This is a genomic window from Salinimonas sediminis (assembly GCF_003429285.1).
GTDB classification, from domain to species: Bacteria; Pseudomonadota; Gammaproteobacteria; order Enterobacterales; family Alteromonadaceae; genus Alteromonas; species Alteromonas indica.
Genome location: NZ_CP031769.1, coordinates 2,092,250 through 2,110,143 on the forward strand (window position 1 = coordinate 2,092,250; position 17,894 = coordinate 2,110,143).

12 protein-coding genes are annotated in these 17,894 nt (G+C 50.9%); 9 read left to right on the forward strand and 3 right to left on the reverse strand.

Annotated elements, in window-relative coordinates:
* Positions 1-49: 49 nt before the first annotated feature.
* Complete coding sequence (locus D0Y50_RS09345; protein ID WP_170145476.1) at positions 50-4,624, reverse strand: S8 family serine peptidase; 4,575 nt, start codon at positions 4,622-4,624, stop codon at positions 50-52.
* Positions 4,625-4,996: 372 nt separating this feature from the next.
* Here D0Y50_RS09345 and D0Y50_RS09350 point away from each other — a divergent pair, with 372 nt between their 5' ends.
* The 7 genes from D0Y50_RS09350 to D0Y50_RS09380 all read left to right on the forward strand — a co-directional run bounded on the left by D0Y50_RS09350 (position 4,997) and on the right by D0Y50_RS09380 (position 14,155).
* The gene (locus D0Y50_RS09350; RefSeq protein ID WP_117316616.1) at positions 4,997-6,184 is read left to right on the forward strand and encodes a thiamine pyrophosphate-dependent dehydrogenase E1 component subunit alpha; all 1,188 of its coding nucleotides are present in this window, start codon (positions 4,997-4,999) and stop codon (positions 6,182-6,184) included.
* Positions 6,184-7,161, forward strand: coding sequence for an alpha-ketoacid dehydrogenase subunit beta (locus tag D0Y50_RS09355; RefSeq protein ID WP_108568021.1), 978 nt, complete (start codon positions 6,184-6,186; stop codon positions 7,159-7,161). Before D0Y50_RS09350 ends, D0Y50_RS09355 begins: the two co-directional genes overlap by 1 nt.
* Before the next feature lie 9 nt (positions 7,162-7,170).
* The gene (locus tag D0Y50_RS09360; RefSeq protein WP_117316618.1) at positions 7,171-8,871 is read left to right on the forward strand and encodes a dihydrolipoyllysine-residue acetyltransferase; all 1,701 of its coding nucleotides are present in this window, start codon (positions 7,171-7,173) and stop codon (positions 8,869-8,871) included.
* A 120-nt stretch (positions 8,872-8,991) separates the two neighbouring features.
* Positions 8,992-9,846, forward strand: coding sequence for a 23S rRNA (adenine(2030)-N(6))-methyltransferase RlmJ (locus D0Y50_RS09365; RefSeq protein ID WP_117316620.1), 855 nt, complete (start codon positions 8,992-8,994; stop codon positions 9,844-9,846).
* Positions 9,846-11,687 carry a serine/threonine protein kinase gene (locus D0Y50_RS09370; protein WP_117316622.1) on the forward strand — a complete coding sequence of 614 codons (1,842 nt, stop codon included), beginning with the start codon at positions 9,846-9,848 and terminating at the stop codon, positions 11,685-11,687. Before D0Y50_RS09365 ends, D0Y50_RS09370 begins: the two co-directional genes overlap by 1 nt.
* Before the next feature lie 6 nt (positions 11,688-11,693).
* A complete protein-coding gene (tesB, locus tag D0Y50_RS09375) occupies positions 11,694-12,560 on the forward strand; it encodes an acyl-CoA thioesterase II (protein WP_108568025.1) in 867 nt (288 codons plus the stop codon).
* 473 nt (positions 12,561-13,033) lie between these two features.
* Positions 13,034-14,155, forward strand: coding sequence for a pyridoxal-phosphate-dependent aminotransferase family protein (locus tag D0Y50_RS09380; RefSeq protein WP_170145477.1), 1,122 nt, complete (start codon positions 13,034-13,036; stop codon positions 14,153-14,155).
* A 92-nt stretch (positions 14,156-14,247) separates the two neighbouring features.
* On the opposite strand, the gene D0Y50_RS09385 is transcribed toward D0Y50_RS09380, so the two are convergent.
* Both D0Y50_RS09385 and D0Y50_RS09390 read right to left on the reverse strand, forming a co-directional pair.
* On the reverse strand, positions 14,248-14,973 hold the full coding sequence (locus D0Y50_RS09385; RefSeq protein WP_108568027.1) for a DUF3307 domain-containing protein: 726 nt from the start codon (positions 14,971-14,973) through the stop codon (positions 14,248-14,250).
* Positions 14,970-15,608, reverse strand: coding sequence for a hypothetical protein (locus D0Y50_RS09390; RefSeq protein ID WP_117316624.1), 639 nt, complete (start codon positions 15,606-15,608; stop codon positions 14,970-14,972). The genes D0Y50_RS09385 and D0Y50_RS09390 overlap by 4 nt, the downstream gene beginning before the upstream one ends.
* 169 nt (positions 15,609-15,777) lie before the next feature.
* Between D0Y50_RS09390 and D0Y50_RS09395 the strand changes: the two genes are divergently transcribed.
* Together D0Y50_RS09395 and D0Y50_RS09400 are read left to right on the forward strand one after the other, a co-directional pair.
* Complete coding sequence (locus D0Y50_RS09395; protein ID WP_108568029.1) at positions 15,778-17,007, forward strand: nucleoside recognition domain-containing protein; 1,230 nt, start codon at positions 15,778-15,780, stop codon at positions 17,005-17,007.
* 164 nt (positions 17,008-17,171) lie between these two features.
* Positions 17,172-17,885, forward strand: a complete 714-nt coding sequence (locus D0Y50_RS09400; protein WP_108568030.1) for an SIMPL domain-containing protein — start codon at positions 17,172-17,174, stop codon at positions 17,883-17,885.
* The last annotated feature ends 9 nt before the right edge of the window (positions 17,886-17,894 follow it).

Consider the following 17,894-nt stretch of genomic DNA (forward strand, 5'->3'; position numbering starts at 1 on the left):
CAAGCCAGCACCCTGGGTAACCAGCGCACCAACCTGACCTGCCATGGGTTTATCGCTGCCGCTTAAGTCGGCGCCAAAGCGCTATGGGCAGCAATAGAAATACCCATACAAGCGCGCCGCCACCAGAGCTACTGCTGCTTGAGGAATTAGCTACGGTCTGTTCCGGCGATACCGTAATTACCGCTTCGGCGGAATCACTATTGCCGTAGTTGTCCGTTACCGTGACAGTCAGCGTGTATTGGGTCTGGCTCGTTACCAGCGGTGTGGTAAATGATACCGTACTGGAAGTGGAATTACTCAGTGTCAGGGCGCTGTTTTGCGGTACGCTCCAGACAAACCGCAATGTATCATTATTCGGATCTGAAGCCTCGGCGCTAAGCGTCTGGGTTTGTCTACCGGACACCGACAAAGCCGCCTGTTTACGCCCATTGATGGTAACTTCAGGGGAACCTTCTACCTGCACTCCGCTATACAGTGCAGCAGTTTCTGATTCAGTGCCTTCAATGTTGGTGACCTGGGAGGTAACATTGATAGCAAAAGGCCCCACCGGGGCGCCCGCTTTAATTTGTGCTGAAAAGCCAAGGTCGGCTACCACCTGAATCTCAGCGTTTAGAGGATAATAGCACACGGCGCTGCCCTCGCTTACGCCATAATCTGCGAGCGAAAAGCCCATGCCACGCTTGCCTTCGAAGTCTTCAAAGCCCGCTACCCCATGGGTGTTGTCGGCTACCGTTAAATACCGTACCACCAGCGTTGGCGTAGTCTGGGCGGATTGCTGCTGCATCGCGCGGCTGCCAGCACTGGCCGACGACTCGGACAGTTGGGCAAGCCATAGCTGCATGCTCGCTCTGTTGTTGTTTACATCAAGTAAATCTTGCCAGGTGATGAGTATGGCATCAGTACCTTGCTGAACCGATACGCTGGTCATTTCATCGCTGTCCAACTGTGCCCAGAGCGGCGCGACCACCGCGTTTGGCAGGGCGGGGGAAGGCAATTGCGCGGCCAGGCGGGCGCCGGCGGTTAGCTCATCTGCAAAACTCACAAAACCGTTTCGCGCCACAGTGAGCTGGCTTACCGGCTGGTCCAGGTAGCGCATATTAACAGCAAAGCTGGCGTAGTCGGTTGCCGTATCAAAGGTATAGGCTTTAGCCGAAGACTGCGCTATTGATGAAGCCGTTAGCGCACATTGGTTATCGTTTTGCGCCTGGCTAACGGCAAACAAGGCATCGGGTTGCTGGACCGACGGTTGCAGAATATCCCATGAAATGGTGTTGCCTGTGACTTCGCCACCAGAACCTACTGAGTCAGCATCCAGTTGCAGGGTATCTGGTAAAACAGCGCTGATGGCATAGCGACGATCTTCGGTGGTTTCATTGGTAATAACATTAACCGCAAAATCTACGACATCGCCTACGCTATAACGTCCCGGTGCTGGGGAGCTGAGATAGACATCGTCTTGCTCGCGCACTAAATCAACCTGGGTTAAACCAATATTATTGGGGTTATCGCTATTACTGCCCAGTTCAAATGCGCCGTAATAGCGTTCATCCCGTTGGGCATCAGGTAATTGCCAGAATAACCGCAAATCAAATTCGGCCATTGCAGCAGCCTGAGCCGGGCCTTCTACGCTAAAGTTATCGCTTGGTGTATTGTCGACTACAGCATAATGTAACGTGAAGTCATCGGCCTGAGCGCCGGATCCGGCATAATTTTGTACTAAAATAAAATAGGTACCTGCGGCCGGATATTCCAGGCTGATATACTCGTTCGAATCAAACGCCGTGCTTTGGGCTACCAGCTCACTTTCTTCTGGTACCCCGTTGCCGTTATCATCCCGTGCAAGATACAGGTCAATATCGGGGGAACTGGCATTGGTTACCTCTGCTACGAGCCGGATATCCTGCTCATTTACCACCACAGTATGGGTGTAAATGCCATCTGCGATATCATCGAATAGCGAACTATTGTTGCTATCAGCAGCAAGACGATCTTCAATTTTAGTGGACGCCACCAAGCCATAAGCGGTGGCCGCGAAATCTTCAATGTCGACAGTGAAAATATCTTTTAATACGTAACTGTCGTAATTGCGGTGCGCTTCGATATTGACGGTATCGGGTACCGTACCATTGCTGGCAAAACCCACCACCGGAATATGCAGTTCAGGGCTGTTATCCGTGATTAACCTTACCGTCCCATAACCCCAGACATTATTTTGTAGCGCCGCGGCGTTCATGGTAATCGTGAGCTGTTGAGTCTGGCCTTCGCTTAAAGTGAAACTGGCCGGTACCACGGTAAGCTCAAAGGCCTCGGTAAGTGACTGAGTCTGGGCGCTCCAGGTTCCGCTTTGGGTGGCTGTTACCGTCCGCGTCCAGGTGCAGGTAGTGAAGCAATTTGCATCGACCACCGCAGGCATATTCAGCGCCCGCGGTTCGCCGCCCAGGTCAGGGTTAGCGGCAGTATAGCGGGCGGTGGTTTCATGCATTACCAGTGAGGCACGAATGGCATCATCTACCTGAACCCGACCGGCTCCCATGGCAAACCAGTCAGCCGGCGTCTGGCCATCAGTGGTTACTGCAGTATTGGCGGTCATCATCAGGGCTGAGCGAATTTCATCGACCGACCAGTCAGGGTGGGCGTTGGCTACCAGGGCCGCGGCCCCGGCAACATGAGGGCTAGCCATTGAGGTACCGGAAAGATAAGCAAAATCAGCCGGTGCAGGGCCGGTTTCGTCATGGCCATAATGCTCATCTGAAAATGCTGCGTATACATCAACGCCGGGGGCGGTAAGATGGGGGGTAAGCGTGCTGATCGAAGAGTTGGGGCCGCGGGAAGAAAAATCCGCCATAATGTCAGCCTGATCATCATCGATAGTAATACCGCCGGTAGCGGCAGTAATGGTTGCGCTATGCCCACTACCCAACGCTAACCAGTCTCGTAACCGCGAGGCATCCGCCGCCGTGATATGAATTCCCGGAATCACGTAGGTGTCATTAGCCAAATTATCAGCCCCATCTGCTACATTGGCTAAAACAAAGCCGGCGGCGCCACCGGCCTGGACATTTTTAGCTTTTTGTATCCGCGCAATATCGCCACGATCGCATACCACAATCTGGCCATCAAACGTTCCCGCAGGATAGGGCTCCAGACATTGCGCTGGGTCGGCGCCAGGGTTGTTGGCGTTGGCATAATCTCCAGCGTAAACAATGGCGCCGGACAGCGCTGCGGTATTACTCGAACCGGTAATGGGTGACAGCGGGGTTAAGCCGCCCTCAAAGTTGGTAAGCTGCTTAGAATAATCAATCAGTCTGCCATGGCTACTGGCGCCCACAACCGTTAACCAGGGAGCATGCTTATCGGTCGTATAGGTAGCAGGGCCATCATTACTAGCAGAGTGGCTGGAAAACACGCCGGCTTCGTGGGCATTCAGCCAGGCCGTATTCACCGCGCCGCTCCAGGGATCGCCCCCGCCAGAAACTGAAAAATTGATAATATCTACCACCCCGGAAGCAACCGCATCATCGATAGCTTTAACAATGGCGGAGTCATAACAGCCATTATAGGTATCATCTGTTTCGCCCGGTAAACATACCTGGTAGGACACCAGGTTAGCATGAGGGGCTACCCCGGAAATGCGGGAGTAGACAAAGCCTGATTCTATGCCATCACTAGCCTGGGCCCCGCCATCGGGGAAAACCTCTTTTACCTCATATAACACGTTACCTGCTGCGGTAGCGGCCACATGCGAGCCATGGCCGTTATAATCCTCACCGGTAGGGGCCAGCTCAGGGGTAAACACCTCAGCATCACTATAAGCATTGGTAATATCGGGGTAACTTACAACGCCAATTAATTTATCATTGCACAGGTCGGGATACTGCTGGGCACAGTCACCTAAATAAACCCCGGATCCTAATGGGTTGGTGTGGTCGTAGCCATCATCGCCGACGTCAGCAAAAGAGCGGTGGTCGGTATTGATACCGGTATCCAGCACGGCAATTGTAATGCCCTCGCCAAGGTTGGCCGCCGCGCCATTGTCAAGCTGACCTTCCCATACCGGTTGGGCGCCAATCAATATCGGGCCGGTATCGGTGTTAAGCTTACGTTTATAATCAAGGTGTACCTGCTGAACGCCAGGCATATGGCGAATGTGGCTAATTTGAGCAGGCGTTGCTTTAATCGCCATTCCATTGAGGGCGTACTGATAGCGGCTTACTACCTCTATCTTGCCAACCAGGCGGGTAATATTATCAACTTGTTGCAGCTGGGTTTGTTCAAGTTGTCGCTGATATGCCTGAACGCTGGCATGCTGCGGGTTTAGCCGGGGCATGCTTCGGCCCTTACGGGTGGCAGAAACACTGCGTGGACTCGCATTGCGTAGTCCCGGCTGGCGCGCCACCGGCAGATCATCAAACTGCACGATATATATTTGGCTGTCAGCGCTGCTGTCCGCAAGCGCAGCCGCGGGCCCGGTAACGGGAGTTAGCTGCTGGTTTTTGGCAGCGGACTTGTTGATAGAAACCGGTATACCCGATAACGCCGGGATAGTGCTCGCTGACGGCGCGGCGGAGCCGGCGCTGGCATACAACAGGCCAATGGCAACAAAAGATAATGACGATAACTTCACACACATTCTCCGGCTACAGGTGCCCAGCTGTCTTGAGCACTTCAGTAATGATGATAATAGCAGCCTTATTCTGAACGAATCATGAAACCCCTGCCATATCGGGATATTTTCTTTTGTATACATCGTAATACGTAGGTGCGTATGGGATGGCAGTCTAACGCTGAGTAAATGTTAGTCAATTGCCTGTATAAGTTTAATGTTATGTAAAGATGCAGGACGTACATCATTACTATTGGCCTGTTTTGAGGATACATATTGCAGCAATCGTGCTGCACGTTAGTAAAATAGCAAGGTGTGTAAAGCCCACATGAACTAGCATAGGTTCTATTCGGTAAAAGGTTTTTAACCTTCCTATAACAAGAGGGATTCACAGTGCAAGACAGAAATCATCTGGCACGGGTCACAACCACTCATCAGGTGCATATTATTGAAAATGGCCTGATAGATATACCTATGCTGCAAGTCCTCAAACCAGACGGCACACTTCATGAACAGGCCGAGGAACCTGAGATCACGCAGGAGGTGGCCTGCAAAATCTACGATACAATGGAATATATCCGTATTTTGGATGAGCGGATGATTGGTGCGCAGCGCCAAGGCCGTATCAGTTTTTATCTGGCGTCAACAGGTGAAGAAGCGGCGGCAGTAGGTAGCGCAGCGGCGCTGCAGCCTCAGGATATGATCATGTCGCAATACCGTGAGCAGGGCGCTTTGGCCTATCGCGGCTATACCACCGCGCAATTCATGAATCAGATGTTCAGTAATGAAAAGGACCCGAATAAAGGCCGCCAAATGCCTATTCATTACGGCGATAAAGCGCTTAACTTCATGACCATATCGTCACCATTAGGTACCCAGATACCCCAGGCCGCGGGTTATGCTTACGGCCAAAAAATGGCCGGCCTAGATGCCGTAACTATCTGTTATTTTGGTGAAGGAGCAGCATCAGAAGGTGATTTTCATGCCGGCCTGAATATGGCTGCTGTATTACACTGCCCGGCAATTTTCTTTTGCCGTAATAATGGCTACGCCATTTCTACCCCGGCTGAGGAACAGTTTGCCGGTGACGGCATTGCTTCACGCGGACTGGGTTATGGAGTGAAGACTATCCGGGTGGACGGCAACGATCCGCTGGCAGTGTACGCTGCAACATTAAAAGCGCGGGAACTGGCACTCAGTGAGCGCTGCCCGATATTAATTGAAGCGATGACTTACCGTTTGGCGGCGCATTCTACCTCTGATGATCCTACCGGCTACCGGTCTCGTGATGAAGAAGACAAATGGCGGCTTAAAGATCCGATCCAACGTATGGCTAAGTGGCTGCAGCATAAAGGATGGTTCGATGAAGCGGCTAACAAAGCGCTTATTGATGAGTCGCGACAGGCTGTATTGTCGGCATTAAAAGAGGCCGAAAAAATACCGGTTAATCCTATTGATGACATGGTTACCGATGTTTACGACAAGGTGCCGCCGCACTTGCAGTACCAGATGGACGAGCTTAAAGCACATATCGAGAAATACCCGCAGGCGTATCCTAAAACCGCCGGGAGAAACAAGTAATGGCCAAAATGAATTTGTTACAGGCAATCAATAACGCACTGGTTACCGTCATGGAACAGGATAAGCAGGCGATGGTGTTTGGTGAAGACGTTGGGCATTTTGGTGGTGTATTTCGGGCGACCAGCAATTTACAGGAAAAATTTGGTAAGTCGCGGTGCTTTAATACGCCCTTAACAGAACAGGGTATTATTGGTTTTGCCAACGGTCTGGCGGCGCAGGGCTCAACCGCTATCGCGGAAATTCAGTTTGCTGACTATATCTTTCCAGCCTTTGACCAGATAGTTAACGAAACAGCTAAGTTTCGCTATCGCTCTGGGGGCCAGTTTTCCTGCGGTACGCTGACCATCCGTACGCCGTATGGGGGTGGGATAGCCGGGGGGCTTTATCATAGCCAGTCGCCCGAAGCCTTTTTTGCCCACTGTCCGGGGCTCAAAATAGTGGTACCGCGTAACCCTTATCAAGCAAAGGGCCTGTTACTTGCCGCTATTCGAGATAATAATCCCGTCCTGTTCATGGAGCCTAAACGCTTATACCGGGCATCGGTCAGCGAAGTACCCGAAGAGGATTATGAGCTGCCATTAGGCAAAGCGGATGTGGTGCAAGAGGGCACTGACATTACGCTGTTAGGCTGGGGGGCCCAAATCGAAATATTACAGCAAGCTGCCGAGATGGCCTTAGAAGATGGCATCTCCTGTGAAATTGTCGATTTACGGTCTATCTCACCCTGGGATGCACAGACAGTGGCTGAGTCGGTGATGAAAACCGGGCGTTTACTGATCAATCATGAAGCGCCCCTGACCGGCGGCTTTGCCAGCGAGATCGCAGCTACCATTCAGGATAAATGCTTTTTGTATCTGGAAGCCCCGGTGGCCCGGGTGTGTGGATTGGATACACCCTATCCGCTGGCACATGAAAAAGAATATATGCCAGACCAGTATAAAACGTATGAAGCTATCAAACGTACACTGAAGTACTAGGGGCAACCAATGACGACGGAATTTATTTTACCGGATATCGGCGAAGGTATCGTTGAGTGTGAACTGCTTGAGTGGTTGGTGGCAGAAGGCGACATTATTGAAGAAGACCAGCCGGTGGCTGAAGTGATGACGGATAAGGCGACGGTACAGATCCCGGCAATGCATGCCGGCAAAGTGCTGACCTTGCATTACCAGGTGGGCGATATTGCAAAGGTGCATGCTCCATTATTTGCTATGCAGATTAACGATGAGCAGGCGACTCCGGCAAGTGACGAGGGTAAGCCGGCGCAGCACAACACCGCCGAGATTCCAAGCCTGCCAGAGGCCGATGAGCCGAGCACAACATCTGCACCAGCGCAGGGCGACCTGAGCGCACGTAATAAGACGGGCTCTGACACTACTGAGGACTTTATATTACCTGATATTGGTGAAGGTATTGTGGAGTGCGAAATCGTCAAGTGGCATGTTGCAAAAGGCGATACCATTACCGAAGATCAACCTGTGGTTGAAGTAATGACGGATAAAGCGGTAGTCGAAATACCGGCAAAGCATGCCGGCATCGTGAGTGAGCTTTATTATCAGCAAGGCGATATTGCCAAGGTCCACGCACCGTTATTTTGTCTGACCATCGCCGACAGCGCCGCTACGCCGAAGGCGCCAGCCGATACTGCTGGTCCAGCGCCGTCGGCGCGCTCTACTACACAGGCTACGCCATCCGCTAGCCCGGCTGCGGCAGACACCCACTGGCCGGATGGCGAATTTGAACCGCCTGTAGCAATCCCGGGGCGCGTTCTGGCCAGCCCAGCGGTGCGCCGGATAGCCCGAGAACAGCAGATTGATCTTACCCAGCTAACCGGTAGTGGAAAAAAAGGCCGCATTCTTAAACAGGATGTGGTGAATTATCAGCCACCGGCCGCCCAGCGTTCAGGCGGCGATACCGACGCTGCTGGTGGACAGGCTCGGTCAACAGCCTCATCAAGCGATAGCGCAGTTTCGTCAGCGGGTGGATATCGGGTTGAGGCAGTGCGGGGCGTACGCGCCGCCATGGCTAAACAAATGGCTGCTTCGGTGCAAACTATTCCACACTTTACTGTTAGTGACGAGTTGCGCATGGATGCCTTGATAGCCCTACGTGAGCAGTTAAAGCCAGCGTTTGCGGAACAGGGCGTAAAACTTAGTTTTATGCCATTTTTTGTAAAAGCCTTGTCGCTGGCACTAAACGCGTTCCCGATCTTAAATAGTCAGCTTAATGACGATGTCACCGAGCTGCGTTATTTTGACGATCATAATATTGGCTTCGCGGTGGATTCAAAAATCGGCTTGTTAGTACCCAATATCAAGCAGGTACAAACCCTGAGCTTATTCGATATTGCCAGCCAGATGCAGGATATTATTGAGCAGGCGCGGGCCGGAAAAATTGCCGGTGATACCCTTAAAGGGGGCACCATCAGTATTTCTAATATCGGTGCGTTGGGCGGGATAACCGCTACCCCGGTTATTAATAAGCCTGAAGCAGCTATTGTAGCGCTGGGTAAAACCCAGCGTTTACCTCGCTTTAATGCCAATGATGAGGTTGAAGCCCAACACATTATGCAGGTTAACTGGTCTGGCGATCATCGTATTGTAGATGGCGCCACCATGGTTAAGTTTAATAACTTGTGGTGCCATTATTTAATGAACCCTACTGCGATGCTGGCCCACCTACGCTAACCCCACTCGCGCTTGCCAAAAGGGACAAGCTAGCGCGCAGGGGCCTCAATAGGCCCCTGTCTATTTTCGTGCAGCACAGGTAAAATACCCCCTTTAACCAATCTTTGATCAGGGTTTTACGTGCTTAGTTACCGTCACGCCTTTCACGCTGGCAACCATGCCGATATTCTTAAACACATCGCCTGGCTTGGCGTTATCCAACATCTGAAGCGCAAAACCAAACCCTTTGTGCTATTCGATACGCATGCCGGTGCGGGTGAATACCCATTAAGTGCGCAACAGACGCAGCTTAATCAGGAATATACTTCTGGTATGAGCGCGCTGGATGGTATCCACGCGGTGAGTGCTTTGCTGCAAGACTACCTCAGTTTTAATCAGCCATGCTGGGATGCAGGGGTGTATCCCGGTTCTCCTCGGTTGTTGGCCGAAGCTATCCGCGCCCAGGACGAGGCGCATTTAATGGAGTTACATCCGGCAGAGATAGCGCCGTTGCAGCAATGTGTCTATAACAGCGGGCATGAAGGCATTCACGTACATCATCGTGACGGACTTGAGGGTCTCATTGCTATGACCCCCCCCACACCCAACCGGGGAGCGGTGCTTATTGACCCTCCTTATGAACAAATCGGCGAATATAAAACGGTTAGCCAAACAGTAGATAAAATGCTGCAACGCTGGGCGAATGCACAGGTGGTGGTGTGGTATCCGCTATTGTCTGAACGAGCCGCTGATAAAGCCGCCGCTTGCCAGCAGATGCTGGACACGTTGGCCGGTATGGGCAGTACCTGCTTCACGGCGCAGTTGACCGTGGCCGATAATACTCATGATGCCGGCATGTACGGGTCGGGCGTGTGTATTATTAACCCCGCCTGGCAGTTGGATGAGCACATTACGCAGGCTATGAAAGAAGTGACCGGATACTTGTCAGCGTCGGCGAGTTTCTCACTGGACTGGTTAAAACAAGAAGCGCCATAATGGAGCAGCCGCGCGCGCTTAAGCATTTTTATATTCCTGAAGAACAGTCGGTTTATTTGCTAAGCCATGCTGATGCAAAAAAACTTAAAGACTGGGTGACCTTGTGTACCCGGCAACTTGCGGTCCTGGGTTATCAGCATATCGCGCTTATTGGGAAGGGCGCGTTCGGCTTTGTGTTTGCTGGTAATGGTCCAGCCCAGCAGCAACATGTCTTTAAATTTTCTCGTATCACGTTACCCCAGCATGTACAGGATCGTCTGGAAGATGAAGCTTATATGTTGTCGCAGGTTAAGCATTCCCACGTACCGCCGCTTATCGAATTCCAGCGGGTACGCAAACAGGCCATCCTGGTTATGCAGCGCGCGCCCGGCCAGGATTTGGAACAGGTTAGTCTTCAGCATGGGCCGTTACCGCCCCGTATCGTGGTTAAAATAACGGTGCAGATTGCCCGCTTACTGCAGCACCTGCGTCAGCACACCTATCAGGATTTACCCAAACCTATTGTTCACGGAGATATTAAGCCATCGAATTTGATGTGGGATGCCCGCAGCGAAACGTTACAACTTATAGACTGGGGTTCATCTGTGTTTGCCCAGGTGGATGTTGATGGGCAGTTTGTCACTGCTAATGTAATGGATCTCATGTCGGCAGACATGCAGCAGACCAATGCACGGCTCGGCGACGTCTATTTTATTGGTGAAGAGCAGCTCAACGGCGCGCTATCTTCGCCGCGATTCGACGAGCAAGGCCTGGCCAGTACCGTATATGCGTTGGCCTCAGGTCAGTCGAGCCGGTTTGGCCGTAAGGTCATCACCCCCAATGCGCTGGGTTTGCCCAAGTTGCTGGCCGGTATTCTTACCCACATGTTAAGCGATGACCCGGCAGAACGACGGCGCGGCGGTGATTATCTATTTGCGCATTTACACGTATTGCAGCAAATGGTTTTCGCGGGGGATAGTAATATGACTTATCAACCCCTCATCCCCTGTTGGGCAAGTCAGCACCCCAAAGAGATTGAGACGGTCGTTTACAGTTCGCGAAAGTCGTATTTACGGCAACATCAGGATATCGCTGATAATGAACTTAACTATATCAATGATGCTCAGTTTGAACGTTATTACAAAAATTATCTGATGGGGATGGGCGAAACCGAAAAAGCCTTTATTGCCGCAGTCAGCCGACTGGGAAAATATCCCGTAGTAGGTGGAATGGCTATACGCTGGGAGCCTGAAGGTATTTATGTTGATTCCAGTTTGAATCTGTATAGCGCGCCTGCCAAAGCCGCCTTTGAACAATCAGTCAATAATGTTATCAGTCTGGCGCGGGCTATTCACCGTAGTGGTGTATTCAAGTGTTGTATGTTCAATGCAAAGGACACACTGCATATTGAGCGAGCAGATGAATATAGTCCGTTTGTGCCTCCAGAAAAGTGTCATATTACTTTTGAAGTGTCGCGGGTGTCGGTTACCGAAGATAGCAGCCGTATCCACTCTTACTTTGAAGATGGCGAGGATCCAGACGAACTGCTGCGTTTGCCCCCCAGCTTAATGGCCTTATTGGCACAACTTAATACCATTCATCACACCGGCTGCATTATTTTTGAAGCATTGCCAACGCACTTAAAAATTCATAATTACTATATGCTGCTTGACCATACTCAGCAGCATACTTTTGAGCAATTACTGGACGCCATTGTTGCAGAGGTGCCCAGTATTACCGGGCTGGGGATTTCAGGCTTTATGAAATTACCCTATAAAGATACCCGTTTTTTTGAACACAAAGCGCAGTTACCGGAGCGTTATTATCCGCGTAACCCACGACAAATAAATAATACGGAGTGAACCATCATGGCTGAGGTTAAAATGTCCTCATTGTTTGAACTGGAACCTATTGAGCAAGGACTGTTTCGCGGCCAAAGCTGGGATTTAGGCTTCCGGGCGCTGTTTGGCGGACAAGTCTTGGGACAAGCCCTCGCTGCAGCGTATCGTACAGTGGAGCCGGACCGGGTAGTGCATTCTTTTCATACCTACTTTCTGCTGCCTGGCGATGCCAAAAAGCCAGTAGTTTATGATGTTGAGGTGGTACGCGATGGCCGCAGTTTTTCGGCCCGTCGTGTTAAAGCTATCCAGGATGGTAAAAATATCTTTTATATGACCGCCTCGTTCCAGGTTGAGCAAGCCGGCATGTCTCATCAGTACGCTGATATGCCAAAGGTGCCCGATCCCACTACACTGGACTCGGATGTGACATTTTATGAGAAAAACTTCGAGCGTTTATCTACGGGTATGCAAGAGGCGCTGAGCTATCATAAACCTATCGATATTCGCACAGTCGATGCTGCAGACTCATTCAGGGCAAAAGCCCGTGAGCCATTTCGTCATGTGTGGCTGAAGGCCCGCGAACCGCTGGCTGATGATTTAGGGTTACATCAGGCTACGCTGGCCTATGCTTCTGACTACCATTTTCTAAGTACAGCTCTACAACCCCATGGCATAGGCGTATCGGATAAAGGATTACGCATTGCCACTATTGATCATGCTATGTGGTTTCATCGGCCGGTAAATCTGAACGACTGGCTACTTTACGCCATGGAAAGCCCGTTTTCCGGCAATAGCCGCGGTATCGTGAAAGGGCAGATATTTAATCAGCAGGGGGAGCTGGTGGCTTCGACAATGCAAGAGGGTATGATGCGAAAAATGTCTGAAACTGCTTAAGACTGACGCTGTTTGGGCCATAAAAAATGCCCGGAGCTTTCGTTCCGGGCCTAGGGGAATGGCTCATTGCTGAGCCGTGCGCTAACTTTTGCATAGGGAGAAGTTCATGCAAATTACTTACAGCGGAAGATAATAATAGATCAAAACTGTTCAATTTATAAACAAATTATTATGAATTTTTTTTGAAACCGTTTAGCTAACCCATAAATTAAACAATAAGCCTCTGCTTAACAAGCCTTTTACGACCGGTCTGATCAGTTGCTATTGGGGTCTGTGCGGTAACATTATGCGCCCGCCCTGGGAGCAACGCACGGGGGAAATGCGCCCCAAAGCCTACTGTTAACTCCTGCTAGCATTCATATCGTTAATGTTCGCCATCGGCAATTGTAGTCTTGTGAATATGTTGTAACATTGTTGCCTGTTTTTTTATTTTCTGCTTTTTCAGGCAGCCACTTAATTGCGAGGGCGAGCACATGGCGACACATAGCACATTTATACCACCTGAACGGACGTTAATGGGCCCGGGCCCATCTGATGTGAGCCCACGGGTCCTTAATGCCATGGCCAGGCCAACTCTGGGCCATCTGGATCCGTTGTTTATTCAATTGATGGACGACATCAAAAGTTTATTACAATATGCGTTCAAAACTCGTAATTCCCTGACTATGCCCGTGTCTGCGCCAGGTTCTGCGGGTATGGAAGCTTGTTTTGTGAACTTGGTAGAGCCTGGCGATAAGGTCATCGTTTGCATAAATGGTGTGTTTGGTCAGCGTATGGTAGAAAATGTCATTCGCTGTGGCGGCGAGGCCATCAAAGTTGAAGATGCCTGGGGCCAGCAAACTAACCTGAATAAAGTGGAAGATGCCTTAAAAGCCCACCCCGATGCCCGCATTGTAGCGTTTGTTCATGCTGAAACGTCTACCGGCGTGCGCAATGATGCTGCGGCGTTATGCCAGTTAGCCCGACAATATGATTGTTTAAGTATAGTCGATGCGGTTACCTCGTTAGGCGGCATAGAAGTCGATGTGGACGGGTGGGGTATTGATGCGGTGTACTCGGGCTCACAAAAGTGCTTAAGTTGCGTGCCTGGGTTGTCGCCGGTTTCTTTTAGTCCACGCGCGGTAGAATTCATTCAACAGCGTCAGAGCCCAGTACAGAGCTGGTTTTTAGATATGAACCTGATTGTTGGATATTGGGGCCAGGGCGGCAAACGCGCCTACCATCATACTGCGCCGGTCAATAGCTTATATGCGTTACATGAATCATTATTGATGCTGCACGAAGAAGGGCTGGAACAAGCCTGGCAGCGGCATCAGCAAGGCCATGTGAAATTGCGGGATGGCTTAGCCGCGCTGGGTATGCAGTTTGCCGTTGATGAAGCCTATCGTCTACCGCAACTGAACGCGGTATGTATTCCGCAAGGGGTGGATGATGGCGCCGCCCGGGCTCGTTTGCTCAACGATTTTAATTTAGAAATCGGGGCTGGTTTGGGGGCACTGGCAGGCAAAGTATGGCGGATAGGGTTAATGGGCTATGCCTGTAAAGATCGTAATATAGACCATTGTATCGCGAGTCTTGGCAAGGTAGTGCGCTAGCGCGATGAGAGCGCCCGGTTAAGCGGGCGCCCTAAGCTATATCGCTAATGGTGTTTAATGCGATCTGGCGTCCACCCTGTTCCGCCATTTTATTAACGGGGGAAGGCTAGCAGAGCCCAGCCTATAATAAGCGCTATCGCAAAACTGATTAGCGTGCCGAGCATCATATATTCAGTTAAGCGCATGTCTTTGGTTTTCGATAAATCGCCAACCCGAAAAACAGTTTTTGTGGCTACCAAAAAACCCAGCCCGGTGTATTGGTCAACTAACACAAAAGATAACGCCAATAACCGCTCTACGTAGCCTATCCAGCGCCCGGCCGTTCCCAGGCTCTGGCTATCCATATTTTGCAGTTTGGCGGCATGGCCGGCCAGTAATTGGCCGATGAAAATACTGGCAGGTTGCAACACCACCAGGTACCCCACAATATAAATCAACACGTGCGGCTGTCGTAATTTACTTGCGCTGGCCAGCAAGGTATCCAGCGCGACAGGGGTTACTATCACCGTCACTATTGTAATAATGAGCAAATGCGCCAGTTGATCAAGTACAAAGGCTTGGGTTGAGGTATGGCCGGCTTTAAGCCAGTCAATTACGCCGTGGCTTAAGGCTATGACAGCGCTCCATATTGCGATGGCAGGCCACGGTAAGCCAGCGGTGTACAGTGCTAGTATGGCCAGTACACCATGTACAGCAGTATGCATATAGAGCGCGCGCGAACGGGCTCCATAGGCATTTCTGTTCGCTATCCAGCGGGTAGGTTGTAAATAAAAATCACCGATAAAATGGGCGGCTAATAATAATAATAGCAAACTCATTGGGGCGCTCCACAAGACTGACGACAGCACTGTTGGGCAAACCCGATAAATTCAGGCAACAGGTCTGCCCCGGCGGCTTTTAGTCGTTCACTGATATTTTGCCGGGTAGTATCATGGGTTTGGGCAAGCGCTTGGTGCGTTGGAAAACCGGCGTTCAGGTACTCATACAATAACGCACTTTGGCGGGCACTCAGACGGTTGAGAATATAACTTAGCTGGTTACACAATAACGCCACCGCTTCTTGCTGTGGGCAGTTTTGTATGTGTAACATCAGCTGGGCGCTACGCAACGTTTCTAGCGTGCGGCCCGAGGTGATCAGGGCCGGGCCACTATTCATACCTGGGTCGCGACCACTGAGCGCACCTTCGCCACAGGCGCCTGACAAAGTACAGTGAATAGCCGGGATATCTTCTCCCGAAGCCAGCCACAGCTTTATTTTAAGCAATATAACGGGCAATTGGTCAGTGGCGTAGCCAGCCAGTTGGAAACCATCGCCCCGATAGAGTGAATGAACCGTTTCATACTGCTTCGACAACGCATCAAGATAATGTTGCAACGCACGAATGGTGCGTTGGTAATCTACTGTGTCTAGTTGCGTTGAGCGTACCAGATCGCCCGTGATGACCATTATCATAAACTGTTCCTTGGCAAGGCTTTAAGCTTGCTATCCAAAAGGCAAGGCCCTGAACTTGCTAGTGGAGTGGAAAGCCTGGGGGCTTGCGATAAAGAGTATACCCTGAATTAGCGAAAAAATGAAAAAGCTCTGATACACTGAACTAAATACGTTGGGTATACAAGCAGTTATGATACACAGAATTTGGTTGTCGTTTATTCTAATCGCGTTCATAGCAACCTGCTATCAAGCCTTATGGGGCGGGCAGCCGGGTGGTTTTGAAGCCGTGATGACGGCGGTAACCAGTATGGCCCAGTTGAGCGTAGAGATTGCGCTTGGACTAATCGGTGTGCTGGCGTTTTGGCTGGGTATATTTCAGGTAGCAGAACGCTCGGGTCTGGTAGATAAACTCGCCCGGGTGTTGTCTCCGCTATTACGCCGCATAATGCCAGACATCCCGGCCCGCCATCCCGCGCTGGGCAGTATTACCATGAATATGGCAGCAAATATTCTGGGGTTAGACAATGCCGCCACTCCATTTGGTATTAAAGCGATGCAGGATATGCAAAGCCTTAACTCACAAGCCGACACGATTACTAATAGCCAGATATTATTTCTGGTACTAAATACCTCCTCGGTCACCTTGTTTCCTATTGCCGTATTTTTGTATCGCGCAGAGCAGGGCGCGGTGCAGCCCACCGATGTATTCATACCAATATTGCTGGCCACCAGCGCCTCTACTCTAAGCGGCTTGGTGGTAACCGCGATGGTGCAAAAAATAAACTTGTTTAACCGTATTATATTGCTGTACTTAAGCCTGGCATTTGCATTATTAGCCGCGGTAGTCGTGTACTTTTCCAGTATTGCGGCCAGCGAACTGGCAAATCAGTCTTCAATATTGGCCAACGGCCTGTTATTTACCTTTATCGTGGTGGTATTGGTAGCCGGGCATAGACGGGGGCTAAATACCTATGAGTTGTTTGTCGAGGGCGCGAAAAAGGGCTTCGAGGTTGCTATCTCACTGATTCCGTTTCTGCTGGCAATGTTAATCGCAATTGGTATGCTGCGTGCCAGCGGTGTATTGGACGCGCTGGCCAGTGGGTTAGCCGCGGTGGCTGCGGGGTTAGGTATGGATACCCGTTTCGTCGATGGTCTGCCTACCGCGTTGATGAAACCCCTCTCCGGCAGTGGGGCGCGCGCTTTAATGATTGAAACCATGCAGCACCATGGCGCAGATTCGTTCGCTGGACGGTTAGCCTCGGTATTGCAAGGTTCCACCGAAACCACATTCTATGTGCTGGCAGTGTACCTGGGGGCCGTGGGCATCAAACATGCGCGCTATGCCGTGGCATGCTGTCTGGCCGCAGATATCGCCGGTATCACCGCGGCAATAGGGGTAAGTTACTGGTTTTTCGGATAATCTATTCATACCCTATTCAGGGCTTGTTCATGTTGCCAGCGGCACCTTAAAGGCGAACCTTCTCGTGTCGCATAAACACCTCGGCAGGGCCGAGACTGGCGCAGAAGGAAACAATTAATTCAGGACTAAACAGTCAGCATAAATATACCGTAAAAGGATGCACTATGTTACCTAAACGCTTTTTCTCTATCGCTTGTATAAGTCTGCTTATGGGGCCGATGGCTGCAGCCAGTGCTCAGACAGCAACAGCACCAACCGTCGCCCAGGCCCAGATACAAGTAAATGGCACCGGGACGGTAGAGGTAGTACCTGATACCTACACGGTGACATTTGTGCTGGAACAAAAGGGCGCCACCCTCACCAAACTCAATAGCCAGTTGCAACACGATCTTGGCCAGTTAAGCCGCTTTTTACTTGATGAAGGGGTAGCAGCCGAGCATATAGCCTCCATGCAGGTCAGGTTGAACCCGTGGTATGAGTCAGGGCCGCAGGGCCGCGAAGAAAAAGGTTTTGTGTTAAGCCGTGAAGTCACGGTGGTGCATAACGACCTGGATCATTACGATCGTATCATCGATGGCGCATTGAAACGCGGGGTGACCCGTATTAGTCAATTTGAACTGGGAACTGAAAATCAGCAAAAAGCCTATCAGCAGGCCTTGATAAATGCGGTCAAAGACGCAAAATCAAGAGCCGGACTATTAGCGCAAGAGCTTGGCGCGAGTGTCGGACCGGTCATTACCATCAGCGAACATCACTCAGGGATCGTAATGGCGGCCGGAAGAAGCAAAATGATGATGGCGGAAAGTGGCCCTGCAATGCCAGGCCAACAGCATATCGAAGCAACCGTTAGCGCAACGTTTGCATTGGAACACCAATAACTACGGAGA

Coding starts and splice junctions, on each gene's coding strand:
- D0Y50_RS09355 (WP_108568021.1), top strand. CDS start 6,184: ATGGCCAAAATGAATTTGTTACAGGCAATCAATAACGCACTGGTTACC.
- D0Y50_RS09360 (WP_117316618.1), top strand. CDS start 7,171: ATGACGACGGAATTTATTTTACCGGATATCGGCGAAGGTATCGTTGAG.
- D0Y50_RS09370 (WP_117316622.1), top strand. CDS start 9,846: ATGGAGCAGCCGCGCGCGCTTAAGCATTTTTATATTCCTGAAGAACAG.
- tesB (WP_108568025.1), top strand. CDS start 11,694: ATGGCTGAGGTTAAAATGTCCTCATTGTTTGAACTGGAACCTATTGAG.
- D0Y50_RS09380 (WP_170145477.1), top strand. CDS start 13,034: ATGGCGACACATAGCACATTTATACCACCTGAACGGACGTTAATGGGC.
- D0Y50_RS09385 (WP_108568027.1), bottom strand. CDS start 14,973: ATGAGTTTGCTATTATTATTATTAGCCGCCCATTTTATCGGTGATTTT.
- D0Y50_RS09390 (WP_117316624.1), bottom strand. CDS start 15,608: ATGATAATGGTCATCACGGGCGATCTGGTACGCTCAACGCAACTAGAC.
- D0Y50_RS09395 (WP_108568029.1), top strand. CDS start 15,778: ATGATACACAGAATTTGGTTGTCGTTTATTCTAATCGCGTTCATAGCA.
- D0Y50_RS09400 (WP_108568030.1), top strand. CDS start 17,172: ATGTTACCTAAACGCTTTTTCTCTATCGCTTGTATAAGTCTGCTTATG.